General features: G+C 71.4%; 17 protein-coding genes. 7 read left to right on the forward strand and 10 right to left on the reverse strand.

Annotation, left to right across the window (positions count from 1 at the left end):
• Nucleotides 1–10: 10 nt before the first annotated feature.
• Together ACFHPP_RS04510 and ACFHPP_RS04515 are read right to left on the reverse strand one after the other, a co-directional pair.
• Nucleotides 11–1369 (reverse strand): sensor histidine kinase, encoded by a 1359-nt coding sequence (locus tag ACFHPP_RS04510; protein ID WP_437162065.1) that lies wholly within the window; start codon nt 1367–1369, stop codon nt 11–13.
• Nucleotides 1362–2033 carry a winged helix-turn-helix domain-containing protein gene (locus tag ACFHPP_RS04515; protein WP_437162066.1) on the reverse strand — a complete coding sequence of 224 codons (672 nt, stop codon included), beginning with the start codon at nt 2031–2033 and terminating at the stop codon, nt 1362–1364. Before ACFHPP_RS04515 ends, ACFHPP_RS04510 begins: the two co-directional genes overlap by 8 nt.
• 117 nt (nt 2034–2150) lie before the next feature.
• On the opposite strand from ACFHPP_RS04515, the gene ACFHPP_RS04520 reads away from it, so the two are divergent.
• The 4 genes from ACFHPP_RS04520 to ACFHPP_RS04535 all read left to right on the forward strand — a co-directional run bounded on the left by ACFHPP_RS04520 (nt 2151) and on the right by ACFHPP_RS04535 (nt 7172).
• A complete protein-coding gene (locus ACFHPP_RS04520) occupies nt 2151–3659 on the forward strand; it encodes a Do family serine endopeptidase (RefSeq protein WP_437162067.1) in 1509 nt (502 codons plus the stop codon).
• A gap of 82 nt (nt 3660–3741) precedes the next feature.
• A complete protein-coding gene (locus ACFHPP_RS04525; RefSeq protein ID WP_437162068.1) occupies nt 3742–4602 on the forward strand; it encodes an isocitrate lyase/PEP mutase family protein in 861 nt (286 codons plus the stop codon).
• Between the two features lie 124 nt (nt 4603–4726).
• Nucleotides 4727–6004, forward strand: a complete 1278-nt coding sequence (locus tag ACFHPP_RS04530; protein WP_437162069.1) for an MFS transporter — start codon at nt 4727–4729, stop codon at nt 6002–6004.
• A 52-nt stretch (nt 6005–6056) separates the two neighbouring features.
• Nucleotides 6057–7172, forward strand: a complete 1116-nt coding sequence (locus ACFHPP_RS04535; RefSeq protein WP_437162070.1) for an NAD(P)/FAD-dependent oxidoreductase — start codon at nt 6057–6059, stop codon at nt 7170–7172.
• On the opposite strand, the gene ACFHPP_RS04540 is transcribed toward ACFHPP_RS04535, so the two are convergent.
• From ACFHPP_RS04540 to ACFHPP_RS04555, 4 genes are read right to left on the reverse strand one after another with little or no spacing between them, the layout of a single operon-like run.
• Complete coding sequence (locus tag ACFHPP_RS04540; RefSeq protein ID WP_437162071.1) at nt 7162–7872, reverse strand: metal-dependent hydrolase; 711 nt, start codon at nt 7870–7872, stop codon at nt 7162–7164. The genes ACFHPP_RS04535 and ACFHPP_RS04540 overlap by 11 nt on opposite strands.
• 32 nt (nt 7873–7904) lie before the next feature.
• The gene (locus tag ACFHPP_RS04545; protein ID WP_437162072.1) at nt 7905–8309 is read right to left on the reverse strand and encodes a PaaI family thioesterase; all 405 of its coding nucleotides are present in this window, start codon (nt 8307–8309) and stop codon (nt 7905–7907) included.
• A gap of 57 nt (nt 8310–8366) precedes the next feature.
• A complete protein-coding gene (locus ACFHPP_RS04550; RefSeq protein WP_437162073.1) occupies nt 8367–8744 on the reverse strand; it encodes a lipocalin-like domain-containing protein in 378 nt (125 codons plus the stop codon).
• A 9-nt stretch (nt 8745–8753) separates the two neighbouring features.
• Nucleotides 8754–8933, reverse strand: coding sequence for a DUF4169 family protein (locus ACFHPP_RS04555; protein WP_437162074.1), 180 nt, complete (start codon nt 8931–8933; stop codon nt 8754–8756).
• Nucleotides 8934–8972: 39 nt separating this feature from the next.
• On the opposite strand from ACFHPP_RS04555, the gene ACFHPP_RS04560 reads away from it, so the two are divergent.
• Nucleotides 8973–9638 (forward strand): dienelactone hydrolase family protein, encoded by a 666-nt coding sequence (locus tag ACFHPP_RS04560; RefSeq protein WP_437162075.1) that lies wholly within the window; start codon nt 8973–8975, stop codon nt 9636–9638.
• A gap of 4 nt (nt 9639–9642) precedes the next feature.
• Complete coding sequence (locus tag ACFHPP_RS04565; protein WP_437162076.1) at nt 9643–9861, forward strand: hypothetical protein; 219 nt, start codon at nt 9643–9645, stop codon at nt 9859–9861.
• A 7-nt stretch (nt 9862–9868) separates the two neighbouring features.
• On the opposite strand, the gene ACFHPP_RS04570 is transcribed toward ACFHPP_RS04565, so the two are convergent.
• From ACFHPP_RS04570 to petA, 4 genes are all read right to left on the reverse strand, one after another.
• Nucleotides 9869–10759 carry an S-methyl-5'-thioadenosine phosphorylase gene (locus ACFHPP_RS04570; RefSeq protein ID WP_437162077.1) on the reverse strand — a complete coding sequence of 297 codons (891 nt, stop codon included), beginning with the start codon at nt 10757–10759 and terminating at the stop codon, nt 9869–9871.
• A gap of 81 nt (nt 10760–10840) precedes the next feature.
• Nucleotides 10841–11662, reverse strand: a complete 822-nt coding sequence (locus ACFHPP_RS04575; protein ID WP_437162078.1) for a cytochrome c1 — start codon at nt 11660–11662, stop codon at nt 10841–10843.
• Nucleotides 11662–12933, reverse strand: a complete 1272-nt coding sequence (locus ACFHPP_RS04580) for a cytochrome b (RefSeq protein WP_437162079.1) — start codon at nt 12931–12933, stop codon at nt 11662–11664. The genes ACFHPP_RS04575 and ACFHPP_RS04580 overlap by 1 nt, the downstream gene beginning before the upstream one ends.
• A gap of 61 nt (nt 12934–12994) precedes the next feature.
• Nucleotides 12995–13684 (reverse strand): ubiquinol-cytochrome c reductase iron-sulfur subunit, encoded by a 690-nt coding sequence (petA, locus tag ACFHPP_RS04585; RefSeq protein WP_437162080.1) that lies wholly within the window; start codon nt 13682–13684, stop codon nt 12995–12997.
• Nucleotides 13685–13961: 277 nt separating this feature from the next.
• On the opposite strand from petA, the gene hemF reads away from it, so the two are divergent.
• Complete coding sequence (gene hemF, locus ACFHPP_RS04590; RefSeq protein ID WP_437162081.1) at nt 13962–14855, forward strand: oxygen-dependent coproporphyrinogen oxidase; 894 nt, start codon at nt 13962–13964, stop codon at nt 14853–14855.
• Nucleotides 14856–14899 lie beyond the last annotated feature (44 nt).

The following is a 14899-nucleotide window of genomic DNA, read 5'->3' on the forward strand; positions in this document are numbered from 1 at the left end:
GCCACCCGGGTCAGCCGCCTTGGGGGACGCCCAGCCGCACCCGCAGGCCGGGCGACGCATCCTCGAGCGTGAGGACCATCCCGTGCAGCTCCGCCACCGCCGCCACCAGCGCCAGGCCGAGCCCTGAGCCGGGCGTGGTGCGCGCCGCATCCAGCCGGTGGAAGCGCCGCAGCACGAGGGGCTTCTCGGCGTCGGGGATGCCGGGGCCGTCATCCGTCACCGTGATCTCCGCCCCGCCGCCAGGTGCGCGCCGCAGCGCCAGCGCCACATGCCCGCCGGCGCGGCCATGCAGGATGGCGTTCCCGACCAGGTTGGAGACCATCTGCGCCAGCAGGTCGCGGTCGCCCTGCATCCGGATGCCGGGGGCGAGGTCGGTGGCCAGCGTCTGGCCGCGTTCCGCCGTCGCGCTGGCGTGCAGCTCCGCCACCGTCTCCAGCACCGCCGTCAGGTCCACCGCGGCGAAGGCGGCGCGGCGGGCACCGCTTTCGACCTGGGCGATGCGCAGCAGGGCGGCGAAGACATCCAGGATGCGGTCGCACTCCGCCACTGCCGCCTCCAGCCCCGCAGCCGCCGCGGGCGTGGCGGCGGACAGCGATTCCAGGCGCTGGCGCAGCCGGGTCAGCGGCGTGCGCAGGTCATGCGCGATGTCGTCCGTCACCTGGCGCAGCGCCGCCATCGTGCCCTGCAGGCGGTCCAGCGTCGCGTTCAGGCGCCGCGCCAGCCGGTCGAACTCGTCGCCGCCGGGCCGCGCCGGCAGGCGGGTGCCGAGCCGCCCGGCCTCGACGTCCGCCAGCGCGCGTTCCATCTGCGCCGCGCGCCGCACCACGCCGCGGCCGACCAGCAGCCCGCCGGCCAGCGCCAGCAGCAGCGCGGCCCCGCCGACCCAGCCGGCGGCGCCGAGCAGTTGCGATTGCAGCCCCCGCACCGGCGCCAGGTCGCGCCCGACCAGCAGGAAATGCCCGGCCGGCAGCGGCGCGCCGAAGGCCAGCAGCACGCTCTCGGTGGTGCCGCCATCCAGGTCCAGCGCCGTCCAGCCGGCCTGTCGCGGCGCCGCCGCCAGGTTGCCGGCGATGCGCCCGCCATCCGGCGCGGACAGGAGAAAATACTGGGTGCCGCTGCGATCGGCGGCAATCCGCGCCTCGATCGACAGCGCGATGGAGGCCGGGCCGCCGAGGGCGCCCGCATTCAGCAGCACCCGTACGTCGCGCTCCACCTCCGCCCGGATCTGGCCCTCGGCGAAGCGGGAGGTGGCCCAGAAGGCGATGCCGGCCAGCAGTACGGTGCCAAGCAGCGTCAGCACCAGGTGCAGCAGGGTGATGCGGAAGCCGGTGGTGGCGTACCAGCGGGCGGGTTTTTCGCCCTCAGCCATCGGGTGGCCGGATGACGTAGCCGCTGCCGCGCAGCGTGTGGATCAGGCTGGGCTCGCCGAGCTTGGCGCGCAGCCGGCTGACATGCGTCTCCACCACGCTGGTGCGCGGGTCGAAATGGATGTCCCAGACCTGCTCCAGCAGCATGGTCCGCGTCACCACCCGGCCGGCGTGGCGCAGCAGCACCTCCAGCAGGCGGAACTCGCGCGGTTGCAGGTCGATGCGCTGGCCGCCGCGGGTCACGCTGCGCCGCAGCAGGTCCATCTCCAGGTCGGCGACGCGCAGCAGGCTCGGCTCCGTGCTGAGGGCCGGGCGCCGGCCCAGCGCATGCACCCGCGCCAGCAATTCGGCGAAGGCGAAGGGCTTGGCCAGGTAGTCGTCGGCACCCGAATCCAGCCCCTCCACCCGGTCGCCCAGCCCGGCGCGGGCGGTCAGCATCAGCGCGGGCGTCGCCACCCCGGCGGCGCGCAGCGCGCGGACCAGGCCCAGGCCATCGAGTGCCGGCAGCATCCGGTCCACCACCAGCAGGTCGTAGCCGCCGCCGATCGCCTCCATCAGCCCGGTCCTTCCATCGGCGACGTGGTTCACCAGGTGCCCGGCTCCGGTCAGGCCCCGCGCCACCTCCGCCGCCGTGCCGGCATCGTCCTCCACCAGCAGGATGCGCAAGCGAGGCTCCTCCAACCTTACGAAACCGTATGCCGGCCGCGAGCCGGGCGTGAACCGCGCCCACCAGATGCCGAGAACGGGCCATCCGGATATGGCACCCAGCAGAAGGACCACGCCATGAGCAACGTTTCCACCCCCACGCCCGCGCCCAAGCCGGGCCGCAAGAAGATGTTGGTCGGCGGCCTGCTGGCCCTGGCGCTCGGCACCAGCGCGCTGACCACGCTGCCCTTCGCGGGCAATGCGCAGCCGACGCCCGAGGCTCCGGGCAGCGCCATCACCCTGCCGCGCCAGGTCGGCCCGCAGGGCTTCGGCGACCTCGCCGCCCGCGTCGCGCCGGCCGTGGTGCGCGTCACCGTCACCGGCCAGCAGGCGGCCGCCACCACGGCGGAGATCCCGCCCGAGCTGCGCGGCACGCCCTTCGAGCAGTTTTTCCGCCGCTTCGAGGGCCAGATGCCCCGCGGCCAGCAGCGCGCGCCGCAAGGCCGCCCGCGCATGGGCCAGGGCAGCGGCTTCATCATCGACGCGGCCGGCTACATCGTCACCAACAACCATGTGGTGGGGGAGGCCGATGCGGTGCAGGTGGAGCTGGCCGATGGCCGCGAACTCGCCGCCCGCGTGGTCGGCCGCGACCAGCAGACCGACCTCGCCGTGCTGAAGGTCGACGCCGGCAGCCCGCTGCCCACGCTGGAATGGGGCGACAGCGACCAGCTTCGCGTCGGCGACTGGGTGGTGGCCATGGGCAACCCCTTCGGCCTCGGCGGATCGGTGACGGCGGGCATCGTCTCGGCGCGTGGCCGGCAGATCGGCGCCGGGCCGTATGACGACTTCATCCAGACCGATGCACCGATCAACCCCGGCAATTCCGGCGGCCCGCTGTTCAACGGCAATGGCGAGGTGGTCGGCATCAACACCGCCATCTACGCGCCGGGTGGGGCCGGCAATGTCGGGATCGGCTTCGCGGTGCCGTCCCGCATGGCGCGCAACGTGATCGCCGACCTGCAACGCGATGGCGTGGTGGATCGCGGCTGGCTCGGCGTTTCCATGCAGCCGGTCGATGCCGATCTCGCGGCCGCGCTGCGCCTGCCGAACCAGCGCGGCGCGCTGGTGGCGGGGGTGGAGCCCGGCAGCCCGGCGGCCCGTGCCGGCCTCCGCGCCGGCGATGTCGTGGTCGGCGTCGCGGGGCGGGAGGTGGCGACGCCGCGCGACCTGGCCGTGGCGGTGGCGGAGATCGAGCCGGACAGCGAGACCACGCTGGCCCTGCTGCGCGACGGGGAGCGTGTGGAACAGGCGGTGACGCTGGGCCGTCGCGAGGCGCCGCGGCAGCAGGCCCGCGCCGGTGGCCCGGCGGAGGCCGAGCGCCCGGCCGCCCTCGGCCTGCGCCTGGCGCCGAGCAAGGCGCAGGGCAGCGGCGTGCAGGTGGCCGGCGTCGAGCCCGGCAGCATCGCCGCCGCCCGCGGCATGCGCACGGGCGACGTGATCCTCCGCGCCGGAGACCGGGAGGTCGCCTCGCCGCAGGACCTGGCGGAGGCGGTGCAGGCGGCGCGGCGGGATGGAAGGCCGGCCATCGCCTTGCAGATCGACCGCGAGGGCGGCCGCGCCTTCGTGGCGCTGCCCCTGGCCGGGTGACGACCCGCGCCGTCGGGTGGGCTGTCAGCCCCCCGGCGGCGCGCTACCCTGCCGGCGGAAACGTCGACAGGACCGAAGCCGGATGACCGCCACCGAGCGCCGAAACGCCTTCCGCGCCGTATTGGCCGGCCAGGCCTGCGTGCATCCCGCCAGCGTCTTCGATGCGGTGTCCGGCCGCATCGCCGCCGATCTCGGCTTCGAGACGGCGATCCTCGGCGGCTCCGTCGCCTCGCTCGCCGTGCTCGGCGCGCCGGACCACATCATCCTGACGCTGACCGAATTCGCCGACCTCATCCGCCGCATCACCCGCGGCGGCGCGCCGCCCCTGCTGGTCGATGCCGACCACGGCTACGGCAACGCCCTGTCCGTGATGCGGACGGTGGAGGAGTTGGAAACCGCCGGCGTCGCCGCCCTGACCATCGAGGACACGCTGCTGCCGCGCCCCTACGGCCCGGACAGGCCGGCGCTGCTGCCGCTGGCGGAAGGCCTCGGCAAGATCCGCGCCGCGCTGGCCGCCCGCAGCGACCCGTCCCTGGTCATCGTCGCCCGCACCGCCGCCCTGTCCGTCACCGGGCCGGAGGATGCCGTGGCCCGCGCCCGCGCCTATGCCGAGGCCGGCGCCGACGGCATCTTCGTCACCGGCGTCACGGCGCTGGACCAGCTTGAGACCCTGCACGCCGCGACCGGCCTGCCGATCCTGGTCGGCAATGCCAAGGCCGGGCTCGGCGGGGCAGAGTCCTTCGCGCGCCACGGCGGCCGCATCGCCCTGCAGGGCCACGCCACCTTCCCGGCGGCGATGCAGGCAGTGCACGACACGCTGAAGGCGCTGCGCGACGGCACCCCGCCGAAGGATTTGCGCGGGCTACCGGATGCCGCGACGACGCGGCGCTGGCAGCGCGAGGAGCACTGGGACGGCGCGATCCGCAATTTCCTGGGCGGCTGACCCGGCCCCGGCGAGCGGGGACCCGGCTTCGACATCTCGCTGGAGTTCCGGCATGGTTGGCCCCGGCGCCGCGATCGGACGCGCCGGGGGAAACGAACTGAACCATGCGGGACGCACACGCGGCGTGAGCTCCTGGCCGCGCCCTGCCAGCCTCGGCCCGTTCCGCCAGCCCGGCTTCCGCCGGCAATGGCCGGCCGACCTCGCGACCTCCTGGGCCTTCGAGATCGAGACGCTGGTGCTCGGCTGGTACATCCTGGTCGAGACCGGCTCCGTGGTCTGGCTGACCGCCTTCGCCTCCGTGCAGTTCCTCGGCACGCTGGTGGCGCCGATGTTCGGCGTGGTGGGGGACCGCATCGGCCCGCGCCGGCTGCTGGCCAGCATGCGCGGCTTCTACGCGGTGCAGGCCGCCGCCATCGCGGCCATGGCGCTGACCGGCACGCTGGGGCCGGTGCAGGTGCTGGTGGTGGCGGCGTTGATGGGGCTGGTGCGGCCGTCGGACCTCGGCCTGCGCAGCACGCTGATCGCGGTGTCCATGCCGCCTGGGATGATGACCCAGGCCATGGGCATCTCCCGCTGCAGTGCCGATTCGGCGCGCATCGTCGGCGCGCTGGCAGGCGCCGGGCTGGCGGCGGCACTCGGCATCGGGCCGGCCTACCTGGTGGTGACGGGGCTGTACCTGTTCGGGCTGGCCGGCACCCTGCTGGTGCCGGTGCCGCCCCGCGTGGCGCTGGCGCCGGCCTCGCCCTGGCGGGAATTGCGGGATGGCTTCGCGCATGTCCGCGGCAGTCCGCCGCTGCTGGCCACCATGCTGCTGGCCTTCCTGGTGAACCTGGCCGCCTTCCCCACCACCGGCGGACTGCTGCCCTATGTGGCGCGGGAGGTCTATGGGCTGGACCGCGGTGGTCTCGGCACCCTGGTCGCCTGCTTCGCGGGCGGCGCGCTGGTGGGGTCGCTGGTGGTGATCTCCCGTGGTGGCGCGCTGGCGGCGGGGCGCAGCATGGTGCTGTCCTGCCTGGTCTGGTTCCCGCTGCTGCTGGTCTTCGCGCAGGTGCGGGATGCCACGGCCGGGATGGCGCTGATGGTGCTGATCGGCTTCACGCAGAGCTTCGCGATGGTGCCGATGACGGTGATCCTGCTGCGCTGCGCGGAGGATCGCTATCGCGGCCGGGTCATGGGGCTGCGCATGCTGGCGGTCTACGGCCTGCCGATCGGGCTGCTGCTGTCCGGCCCGCTGATCGACCGGCTGGGCTTCGCCGGTGCCACCACCCTGTATGCCGGCTTCGGCCTGCTGTGTTCGGCACTCATCGGCCTGGTCTGGCGCCGGCACCTGTGGCCGGCCGGGGCCCCCGCCAACGCCGCATTCGGGGCGCCCGCGAATCTTTCGGGCCGGGACGGCTGCTGAACCCTCCCCTTGCGGCTGGTTTTGCCATACCCATCCCTGGCAAAGGGACGGGATGCCGATGGACCAGGTGGATTGCGTGGTGGTGGGTGCGGGCGTCGTCGGCCTCGCCGTGGCGCGGGCGCTGGCGCAGTCGGGGCGCGAGGTGCTGGTGCTGGACGCGGCGGAGGGCATCGGCACCGAGACCTCCTCGCGCAATTCGGAGGTGATCCACGCCGGCATCTACTACCGCGCCGGCAGCCTGATGGCGCGGACCTGCGTCGCCGGGAAGTGGAAGCTGTACGAGTATTGCGCCAGCCACGGCGTGCCCACCCGGAACTGCGGCAAGCTGATCGTGGCCACCAGCGACGCCGAGGCCGAGCAGCTCGAGGGCATCCGCCAGCGCGCGGCGGCCAACGGCGTCGACGATCTGCGCTTCATCACCGGCGCGGAGGCCCGCGGCATCGAGCCGACGCTGTCCTGCACCGCGGCGCTGGTCTCGCCTTCCACCGGCATCATCGACAGCCACGCCTACATGCTGGCGCTGCAGGGCGATGCCGAGGATGCCGGCGCCATGTTCGCCTTCCACGCCCCGGTGCTGCGCGGCGCGGTGCGCGGCGAGGCCGTGGAGATCGAGGTGGGTGGCGCGGAGCCGATGGCGCTGTCCTGCAACCTGCTGGTCAATTCCGCCGGGCTGCATGCGCCGTCCCTGGCACGGCGGATCGAGGGGATGCCCGCCGGGCACATCCCCGGCGACTACTACGCCAAGGGCAATTATTTCAGCCTGACCATCCGGTCCCCGTTCAGCCGGCTGATCTACCCGGTGCCGGTGCCCGGCGGCCTCGGCACCCACCTGACCATCGACCTGGCGGGCCAGGCGCGGTTCGGGCCGGATGTCGAATGGATCGACCGCATCGACTACAACGTGGATCCGCGCCGCGGCGACAGCTTCTACGAATCCATTCGCCGCTGGTGGCCGACGCTGCCGGGTGGCGTGCTGGCGCCGGGCTATTCCGGCATCCGGCCGAAGACCGTGCCGAAGGGCGCGCCGGGCCAGGATTTCGTCATCCAGGGCCCGGCGACGCATGGGGTCGCCGGGCTGGTGAATCTGTTCGGCATCGAGAGCCCGGGGCTGACCGCCTCGCTCGCGCTGGCGGAGGAGGTGATGGGGGTGGTCGCGCCTACAGCGTGAAGGCCACGCCGATCTCCGGCACCAGGATCTTCGCCTTCGCCTCCTGCATCTCGGCCACGAACAGGTCGGCGTTGGGCGCGATCATCGGGAAGGTGCCGAAGTGGCAGGGGATGGCGGTCTTCACGCTGGGCAGGAAGCGCTTCACGGCCAGCGCGCCGCGGCGGCCATCCATGGTGAAGCGGTCGCCGACCGGCACGATGGCGACATCCGGCCCGTGCATCTCGTCGATCAGCGCCATGTCGGAGAACACCTCCGTGTCACCCATGTGGTAGACCACCGGCTCCCCGGCCAGCTTCGGCGTCACCACCAGCCCGCCCGGCAGGCCGAGGTCCTGCGTCACGCCGTTCTCGTCCATCACCGCGGAGGAATGGAAGGCGATGGTCAGGGTCACCGCGAACTCATCCTGGTGGGTGGTGCCGCCGGTGTTCATCGGGTCCATGGCCTTGAGCCCCTGCCGGGCGAGCCACATGCAGATCTCGAAATTCGCCACCACCTTGGCGCCGGTGCGCTGGTGGATCGCCAGCGTGTCGCCGACATGGTCGCTGTGGCCATGCGTCAGCAGGATGTGGGTGGCCCCCGCGGTGGCGGCCTCGGCATCGCCCTTGAAGACCGGGTTGCCGGTCAGGAACGGGTCGATCAGCACGACGGACTTGCCGAAATCCAGGCGATAGGCCGAATGGCCGAACCAGGTGATCTGCATGGGCTGCGGTCTCCGTTGATGACGGCGCCTTCCTAGCGCGGCGGCGCCAGCAGCTTCCAGATGCCGGTCGCGGCCAGCACGGCGGTGTCGCCGTGCCGCAGCGTGCCGCGCACGAAGACCACGCTGCGGGTCTGGCGCGTGATCTCCCCGCTGCCGACCAGGAACTGCCCCGGCATGGCGGCGGCAAGGTAGTGCAGGTCGAGCTGGATGGTGGCCAGGTTCATGCCACCGCCGGTCGCCGCCCGCACCATCAGCCCCAGGCTGTGGTCCATGAAGGTGGCGAGGATGCCGCCATGGATTACGCCGCGGCCATTGGCGTGTTCGGTACGCGCCTGGAAGCCGTATTCGGTGCCGCGCTGCCACAGCGGGTTGGCGGTCTCGGGCAGGCCGGAGGGGACGACCTGGCGCCAGCCCTCGGTGGTCGGATCATGGGACATGCGCGGCAGATCACCCGACCCGGCGGCCTTCGTCCAGGGGGGGGGGCGTCCAGGTGGCTACCGGCCGGTGCGCTGCCAGGTGTGCTTCAGGCCGGAGCCGATGCCGAAGAACGGCGTCAGCGGCACCGCCACGTAGCGGTCCGGCGTCTCGAAGATCAGCCGCCGGACCTGCTTCGTCATCGACTCCGGGCTGGACGCCGAATCGACATGGATCACCAGCGTCTCGCCATCGAAGTCGTAGCGGCCGGCATAGGCGTTGAAGGCGCGCGGCGCCGGCGCATCCCGCCGCCCGTCGCCCAGCGTCACCATGATGCGCTCCGGCCCGTACAGGATCACGCCCATCGGCTCCGGTCCCAGCGGCGGCGGCAGGTCCGTGCCGTCCACGTCGTAGGCGCGGGCCTCCAGCAGCTTCCAGGTGCCGATCAGGTCCGGCATGGCGATCTCCTACGATTCATCGCGCTTCGCCCCATCCAGCACCGCCTGGCGCCGCGCTTCCGCCTGCCGGTCGGCCTGCTTCTGCGCACCCGTCCGGCCATGCTTCACCCGGTTCGCCGCGGCCTGCGCCGCGGCCTCGCGCTTCGCTGCCGCCTTCCGCGCGTGGTTGAGGTTGACGAGCTTGCCCATGCAGGGACACTAACGCCGCAAACCTGCGCGGGATACGCCATGTTGATCGAACTGACCGCCGCCGACGGCCACCGCCTGTCCGCCTACCGTGCCGGCCCGGCCGATGCGAAGCGGGCGCTGGTGGTGGTGCAGGAGATCTTCGGCGTGAACCGCCACATGCGCCATGTCTGCGACACCCTCGCCGCCGAGGGCTACCAGGTGATCGCGCCGGCCCTGTTCGACCGCGTCGAGCGCCATGTCGAACTCGGCTACGAACCGGCCGACGTGGCCCGTGGCCGCGACCTGCGCGCCAAGGTCGACGCCGCGCACACCATGGCCGATGTCGAGGCCGCCGCCGCGGCACTGCCCGCCGGCGCGGCGCGCGGCATCGTCGGCTATTGCTGGGGCGGCACCGTGGCCTGGTGGGGCGCGACCCGCAGCACCAGCTTCAAGGCCGCCTGCGGCTGGTATGGCGGCGGCATCGCCGGCACGCGGGAGGAAGTGCCGAACTGCCCCGTGCAGCTGCATTTCGGCGAGGTCGATGCCTCCATCCCGCTTGCAGATGTGGAGCTGATCCGGGCGGCGCAGCCGGGCGTCGAGATCTTCGTCTACAAGGGCGCCGGCCACGGCTTCGGCTGCGAGGAGCGCGGCTCCTACAAGCCGGTGGATGCGGACCTGGCGCAGGCCCGCACGCTGGCCTTCTTCGCCAAGCACCTGGGGGGCTGAGACGATGCTCGGCTACTACATCACCGCCGGCATCAGCCTGGCCCTGCTGGTCATGATCCCGATCTGGAGCCCGAACGGCGCGCAGCCGACCTACCCGATCTGGGTGATCATGCTGCTCGCCATCGTCGTTTTCGTGGTGCCGCTGGTGCTGAAGCGCCGCCGCCGGGAAGGCGCGGCGCAGACCGGCGAACTGGCCGTGCGGGTCGAGGAAGTGAAGGACTGATACAGCCTCAGCCGCGCGGGTTCAGCACCCGCCCGGCCACCACGTCCAGCTTCGCCAGCAGCGCCGGGTCGCGCATCTCCGGTGCCGTGATCAGGGCATGCTCCAGCGCGCGGTCGCAGCCGGCCGGGCAGGGGCCGCGCGGGGCGCCGAGGCCGGGCACCACGTCGGCCACCAGCGCCCGCGCCTTGTCGGCATTGCCGAACAGCACCTTCACCACCTGGTCCACCGTCACCGCCTCATGGTCCGGGTGCCAGCAGTCGAAATCGGTCACCATTGCGACGGTCGCGTAGCAAAGCTCCGCCTCCCGGGCCAGTTTCGCCTCCGGCATGTTGGTCATGCCGATCACCGAACAGCCCCATTGCCGGTACAGCAGCGATTCCGCCTTGGTGGAGAATTGCGGCCCCTCCATCACCAGGTAGGTGCCGCCGCGCGTCACCGGCAGGCCCAGCTTGCGGGCCGACGCCTCCAGCGCATCGCCGAGCCGCGGGCAGACCGGATGGGCGACGGAGACATGGCCGACGCAACCCGTCTCGAAGAAGGATTTGTCGCGCGCGAAGGTGCGGTCGATGAACTGGTCGACGATGACGAAGTGGCCCGGCGGCAACTCCTCCTTCAGCGAACCGACGGCGGACAGGGAAATGATCTCGGTGCAGCCGGCGCGCTTCATGGCGTCGATGTTGGCGCGGTAGTTCAGGCGGGAGGGTGGCGTCGGGTGGCCGCGCCCGTGCCGCGGCAGGAAGCGGACCGCCACGCCGGCCAGGGTGCCGTGCAGGATCTCGTCCGAGGCCGCGCCCCAGGGGCTTTCGACGCGGCGCCATTCGCGGTCGGCGAGGCCCGGGATGTCGTACAGGCCGGAGCCGCCGATCAGGCCGATGACGGGGGTGATCTGGTCGGGCATGCCCGGACTCCCTGCATGGAAACCACATGAAAAAGGGGCCGCCCCCTGCGGGACGGCCCCCTTCGTCGTTCAGATCGGCGCTCAGTGCTTCACGTCGGCCCAGACCTTGCGCTTCACCGCATAGGTCAGGCCGCCCAGGACGACCAGGAACAGGATCATCTTGATGCCCATGGCGCGGCGCTGTTCCGTCTCCGGCTCCGCCGCCCAGGCGAGGAAGGTGGTGACGTCGCGCGACATCTGCTCCACCTTCGCCGCGGTGCCGTCGGCATATTCCACCTGGTCCGGGTTCAGGATCGGCGGCATCGCGATCTGATGGCCCGGGTAGAAGGCGTTGTAGTACATGCCCTCGCCCAGGTTGAAGCCGGGCGGCGGGTCGACATAGCCCGTCAGCAGCGCGTGCAGGTAGTTGGCACCGTTGGCGCGCGCCTTGGTGATGATGGACAGGTCCGGCGGATAGGCGCCGTTGTTCGCCGCGCGGGCCGCGAGTTCGTTCGCGAAGGGCCGGCGGAAGCGGTCGGACAGGCGCGCCGGGCGCTCCACCCGCTCACCCTGGTCGTTCAGCTCGCCCATCACCATCACGGCGCCGGCGATGGCGCGCACCTGTTCCTCGCTGAGCCCGATCTCGGTCAGGTTGCGGTAGGACAGCTGGTACATGCCGTGGCAGGCGGAGCAGACCTCGTTGTAGACCTGCAGGCCGCGCTGGGCGGCGCCGCGATCAAAGGTGCCGAAGAACCCTGCGAAGCCGAAGCCGGCGTTCGGGATGGCGATCGCCTCCCCGGCCGCGCGGGCCGGGGTTGCGGAGACCGCCGCCGCGGCGCCCAGGACCAGGGCGCCGAGGATGTTGCGGAAGCCCTTGGCAGAAAGACCCTTGGCAGAAAGACCCTTGGCAGAAAGACGGGGCATCAGGCCTTCTCCATCGGCTTCGCCGCGGCACCCGCCAGCATCGGTCCGCCGCCGCGCAGGACGGGCATCGCGATGCTCTCGGGCAGCGACAGGGGCCGTTCGAGACGGCCGAGCAGGGGCAGGATCACCAGGAAGTAGGCGAAGTAGTAGGCGGTGGCGATGCGGGAGATGGTGACATACGGCTCCTCGGCCGGCTTGGCGCCCGCCCACATCAGCACGAAGAACGAGATCAGCCAGGCGAACAGCGCCCACTTGGCGATCGGGCGGAACCGCATGGACCGCACCGGGGAGGTGTCGAGCCACGGCAGGATGAACAGCACCGCGATGGAGCCGAACATCAGCAGCACGCCGCCGAGCTTATCCGGTACCGCGCGCAGGATGGCGTAGAAGGGCAGGAAGTACCATTCCGGCACGATATGCGCGGGCGTCACCAGCGGGTTCGCCGGGATGTAGTTGTCCGCATGGCCCAGGTAGTTCGGCGCGAAGAACACCAGCGCGGCGAAGACGATGAAGTAGACGATCAGGCCGACGCTGTCCTTCGCCGTGTAATACGGGTGGAAGGGCAGGGTGTCCTGCGGGCCCTTCGGGTCGATGCCCAGCGGGTTGTTGGACCCGGTGATGTGCAGCGCGGCGACATGCAGGAAGACCACGCCCGCGATCAGGAACGGCAGCAGGTAGTGCAGGCTGAAGAAGCGGTTCAGCGTCGGGTTGTCGACGGAGAAGCCGCCCCACAGCCAGACCACGATGCTTTCGCCGACGATCGGGATGGCGCTGAACAGGTTGGTGATGACGGTGGCGCCCCAGAAGGACATCTGGCCCCACGGCAGCACGTAGCCCATGAAGGCGGTGGCCATCATCAGCAGGAAGATGACGACGCCCAGGATCCACAGCAATTCGCGCGGCGCCTTGTAGGAGCCGTAGTACATGCCGCGCCAGATGTGGATGAACACCACGATGAAGAACATCGAGGCGCCGTTCATGTGCACGTAGCGGATCAGCCAGCCGTAGTTCACGTCCCGCATGATCCGCTCGACGCTGTCGAAGGCGTAGGCGGTGTGCGGCGTGTAGTTCATCGCGAGGAAGATGCCGGTCGCGATCATGATCATCAGCGTGACCATGGCGAGGGCGCCGAAATTCCAGAAGTAGTTGAAATTCCGGGGAGTCGGGAAGGTCCCGTACTCCTTCTGCATCATGGTGAAGACCGGCAGGCGCTGGTCGACCCAGCGCAGGACCGGGTTCTGGATGGTGCTGTCGTGAAGGCCGATGGCCATCGTTGCCTGGCTCCTCAGTGGAGGCCGGGGGCGGGCGCGGAGGATACCGCGCGCCGGCGCCTCAGCCGATCCGGATTTGGGTGTCGGAGGTGAAGGTATAATCGGGAACGGGAAGGTTCAGCGGTGCCGGGCCGAGGCGGATACGCCCGGAGGTATCGTAGTGGCTGCCGTGGCAGGGGCAGAACCAGCCGTTGAACTCGCCCTTCGCATCGGTCGGCCGCTGCCCCAGCGGCACGCAGCCGAGGTGGGTGCAGACGCCGACCACGATCAGCCAGGCCGGCTGGATGACGCGGGAGGCGTCCGTCGCCGGGTCCTTCAGCTGCGACAGCGGCGTCTCCCGCGCCAGGCGGATGTCATCCGCGGTGCGGTGGCGCACGAACACCGGCTTGCCGCGCCACACCACCGTCACCGCCTGGCCCTCGGCGATCGGGGCCAGGTCGACTTCGGTGGAGGCCAGCGCCAGCACGTCGCGGGCCGGGTTCATGGAGCTGATGAACGGCCAGACCACCGCGCCCACGCCGACGGCCGCGAAGGCGGCGGTGCTCAGGGTCAGGAAGTCGCGGCGCGTCTCGCCCGGCTGCCCGCTTGCATGCGGGGGCTGATGTTCGGCGCCATGCGGTGCCCCTGCGGGCACCATTGTCTCGGCCATCTCGTCGTCCTTTTCCGCCTGCCGCCCCGCGGTCTCGCCACCGGCCAGGCCCGTTTCCGGGTCGCTGATCGGCCCAAGGCTGGACCCACGCGCGACCCGCATCGCCGCGAAACATGCTGGCCAGCCCGTTCGGAGGAGGTTTCGAAAGCCCCTGCGGACGGAATGGCGCTGCGGCGCATATAAAGGGTGGGTTGCGGCGGTGTCCATCCGCTCCGTCGGCTGAAATTCCAGCCATCCGGCGCCTGGGCTTTGCCATGGTGGCAAGGGTCGCCTTCGCGGTCATGCCCTGGCAATCTCCGGTGGCGCCGATGGCGCCCTATCCCCGCACCGATGGCGCCCTATCCCCGCGCCAAAGGCGCTTCATCAAGGATTTGCGTGGATGTCCGAGACGCCGACCGATCTGCTGGACCACCCCATGGTCGCCCCCGCCCGCGCCTGGTTCGAGAGCCTGCGCGACCGGATCTGCACCGAGTTCGAGGCCTGCGAGGACGAGCTTGCCAGCGGCCCGCATGCCGGCTTGCCGGCCGGCCGCTTCGTCCGCACGCCCTGGGACCGGCCGGAGGGCGGCGGCGGCGTGATGGGCGTGATGAAGGGCCGCGTGTTCGAGAAGGTCGGCGTCAACGTCTCCACCGTCTTCGGCGAGTTCTCCCCCGAATTCCGCAAGCAGATCCCGGGTGCGGAGCAGGACCCGCGCTTCCTCGCCACCGGCATCTCGCTGGTCGCGCACATGCGCAGCCCGCGCGTGCCGGCGGTGCACATGAACACCCGCTTCATCCTGACCACCAAGGGCTGGTTCGGCGGCGGCGGCGACCTGACGCCGATGGACCACAAGGCGCCGCACAGCCTGGAGGATGCCGAGGGCTTCCACGCCGCCTACAAGGCCGCCTGCGACCGCCACGACCCGACCTACTACCCGCGCTTCAAGCAGTGGTGCGACGAGTACTTCTTCCTGCCGCACCGCAACGAACCCCGCGGCCTGGGCGGCATCTTCTACGACTGGCTCGGCGACCGCACCCCCGGCCAGGGCATCGACCGGGACTTCGCCTTCACCCGCGACGTCGGCGAGGCCTTCCTCGCGGCCTACCCGCCCATCGTCCGCCGCCGCATGCACGAGCCCTGGACCGCGGCCGAGCGCGCGCACCAGCTGATGCGCCGCGGCCGCTACGTGGAGTTCAACCTGCTGTACGACCGCGGCACGATCTTCGGCCTGAAGACCGGCGGCAATGTGGATGCCATCCTGATGTCCCTGCCGCCGGAAACCGGCTGGCCCTGAGCCTTTAGCAGGCTGCGGAAATTCGCCGCTTTTTCCGCAGCCTG

Origin of the sequence: Falsiroseomonas sp. E2-1-a20, from assembly GCF_051433195.1 — a bacterium.
Lineage (GTDB): Bacteria > Pseudomonadota > Alphaproteobacteria > Acetobacterales > Acetobacteraceae > Falsiroseomonas.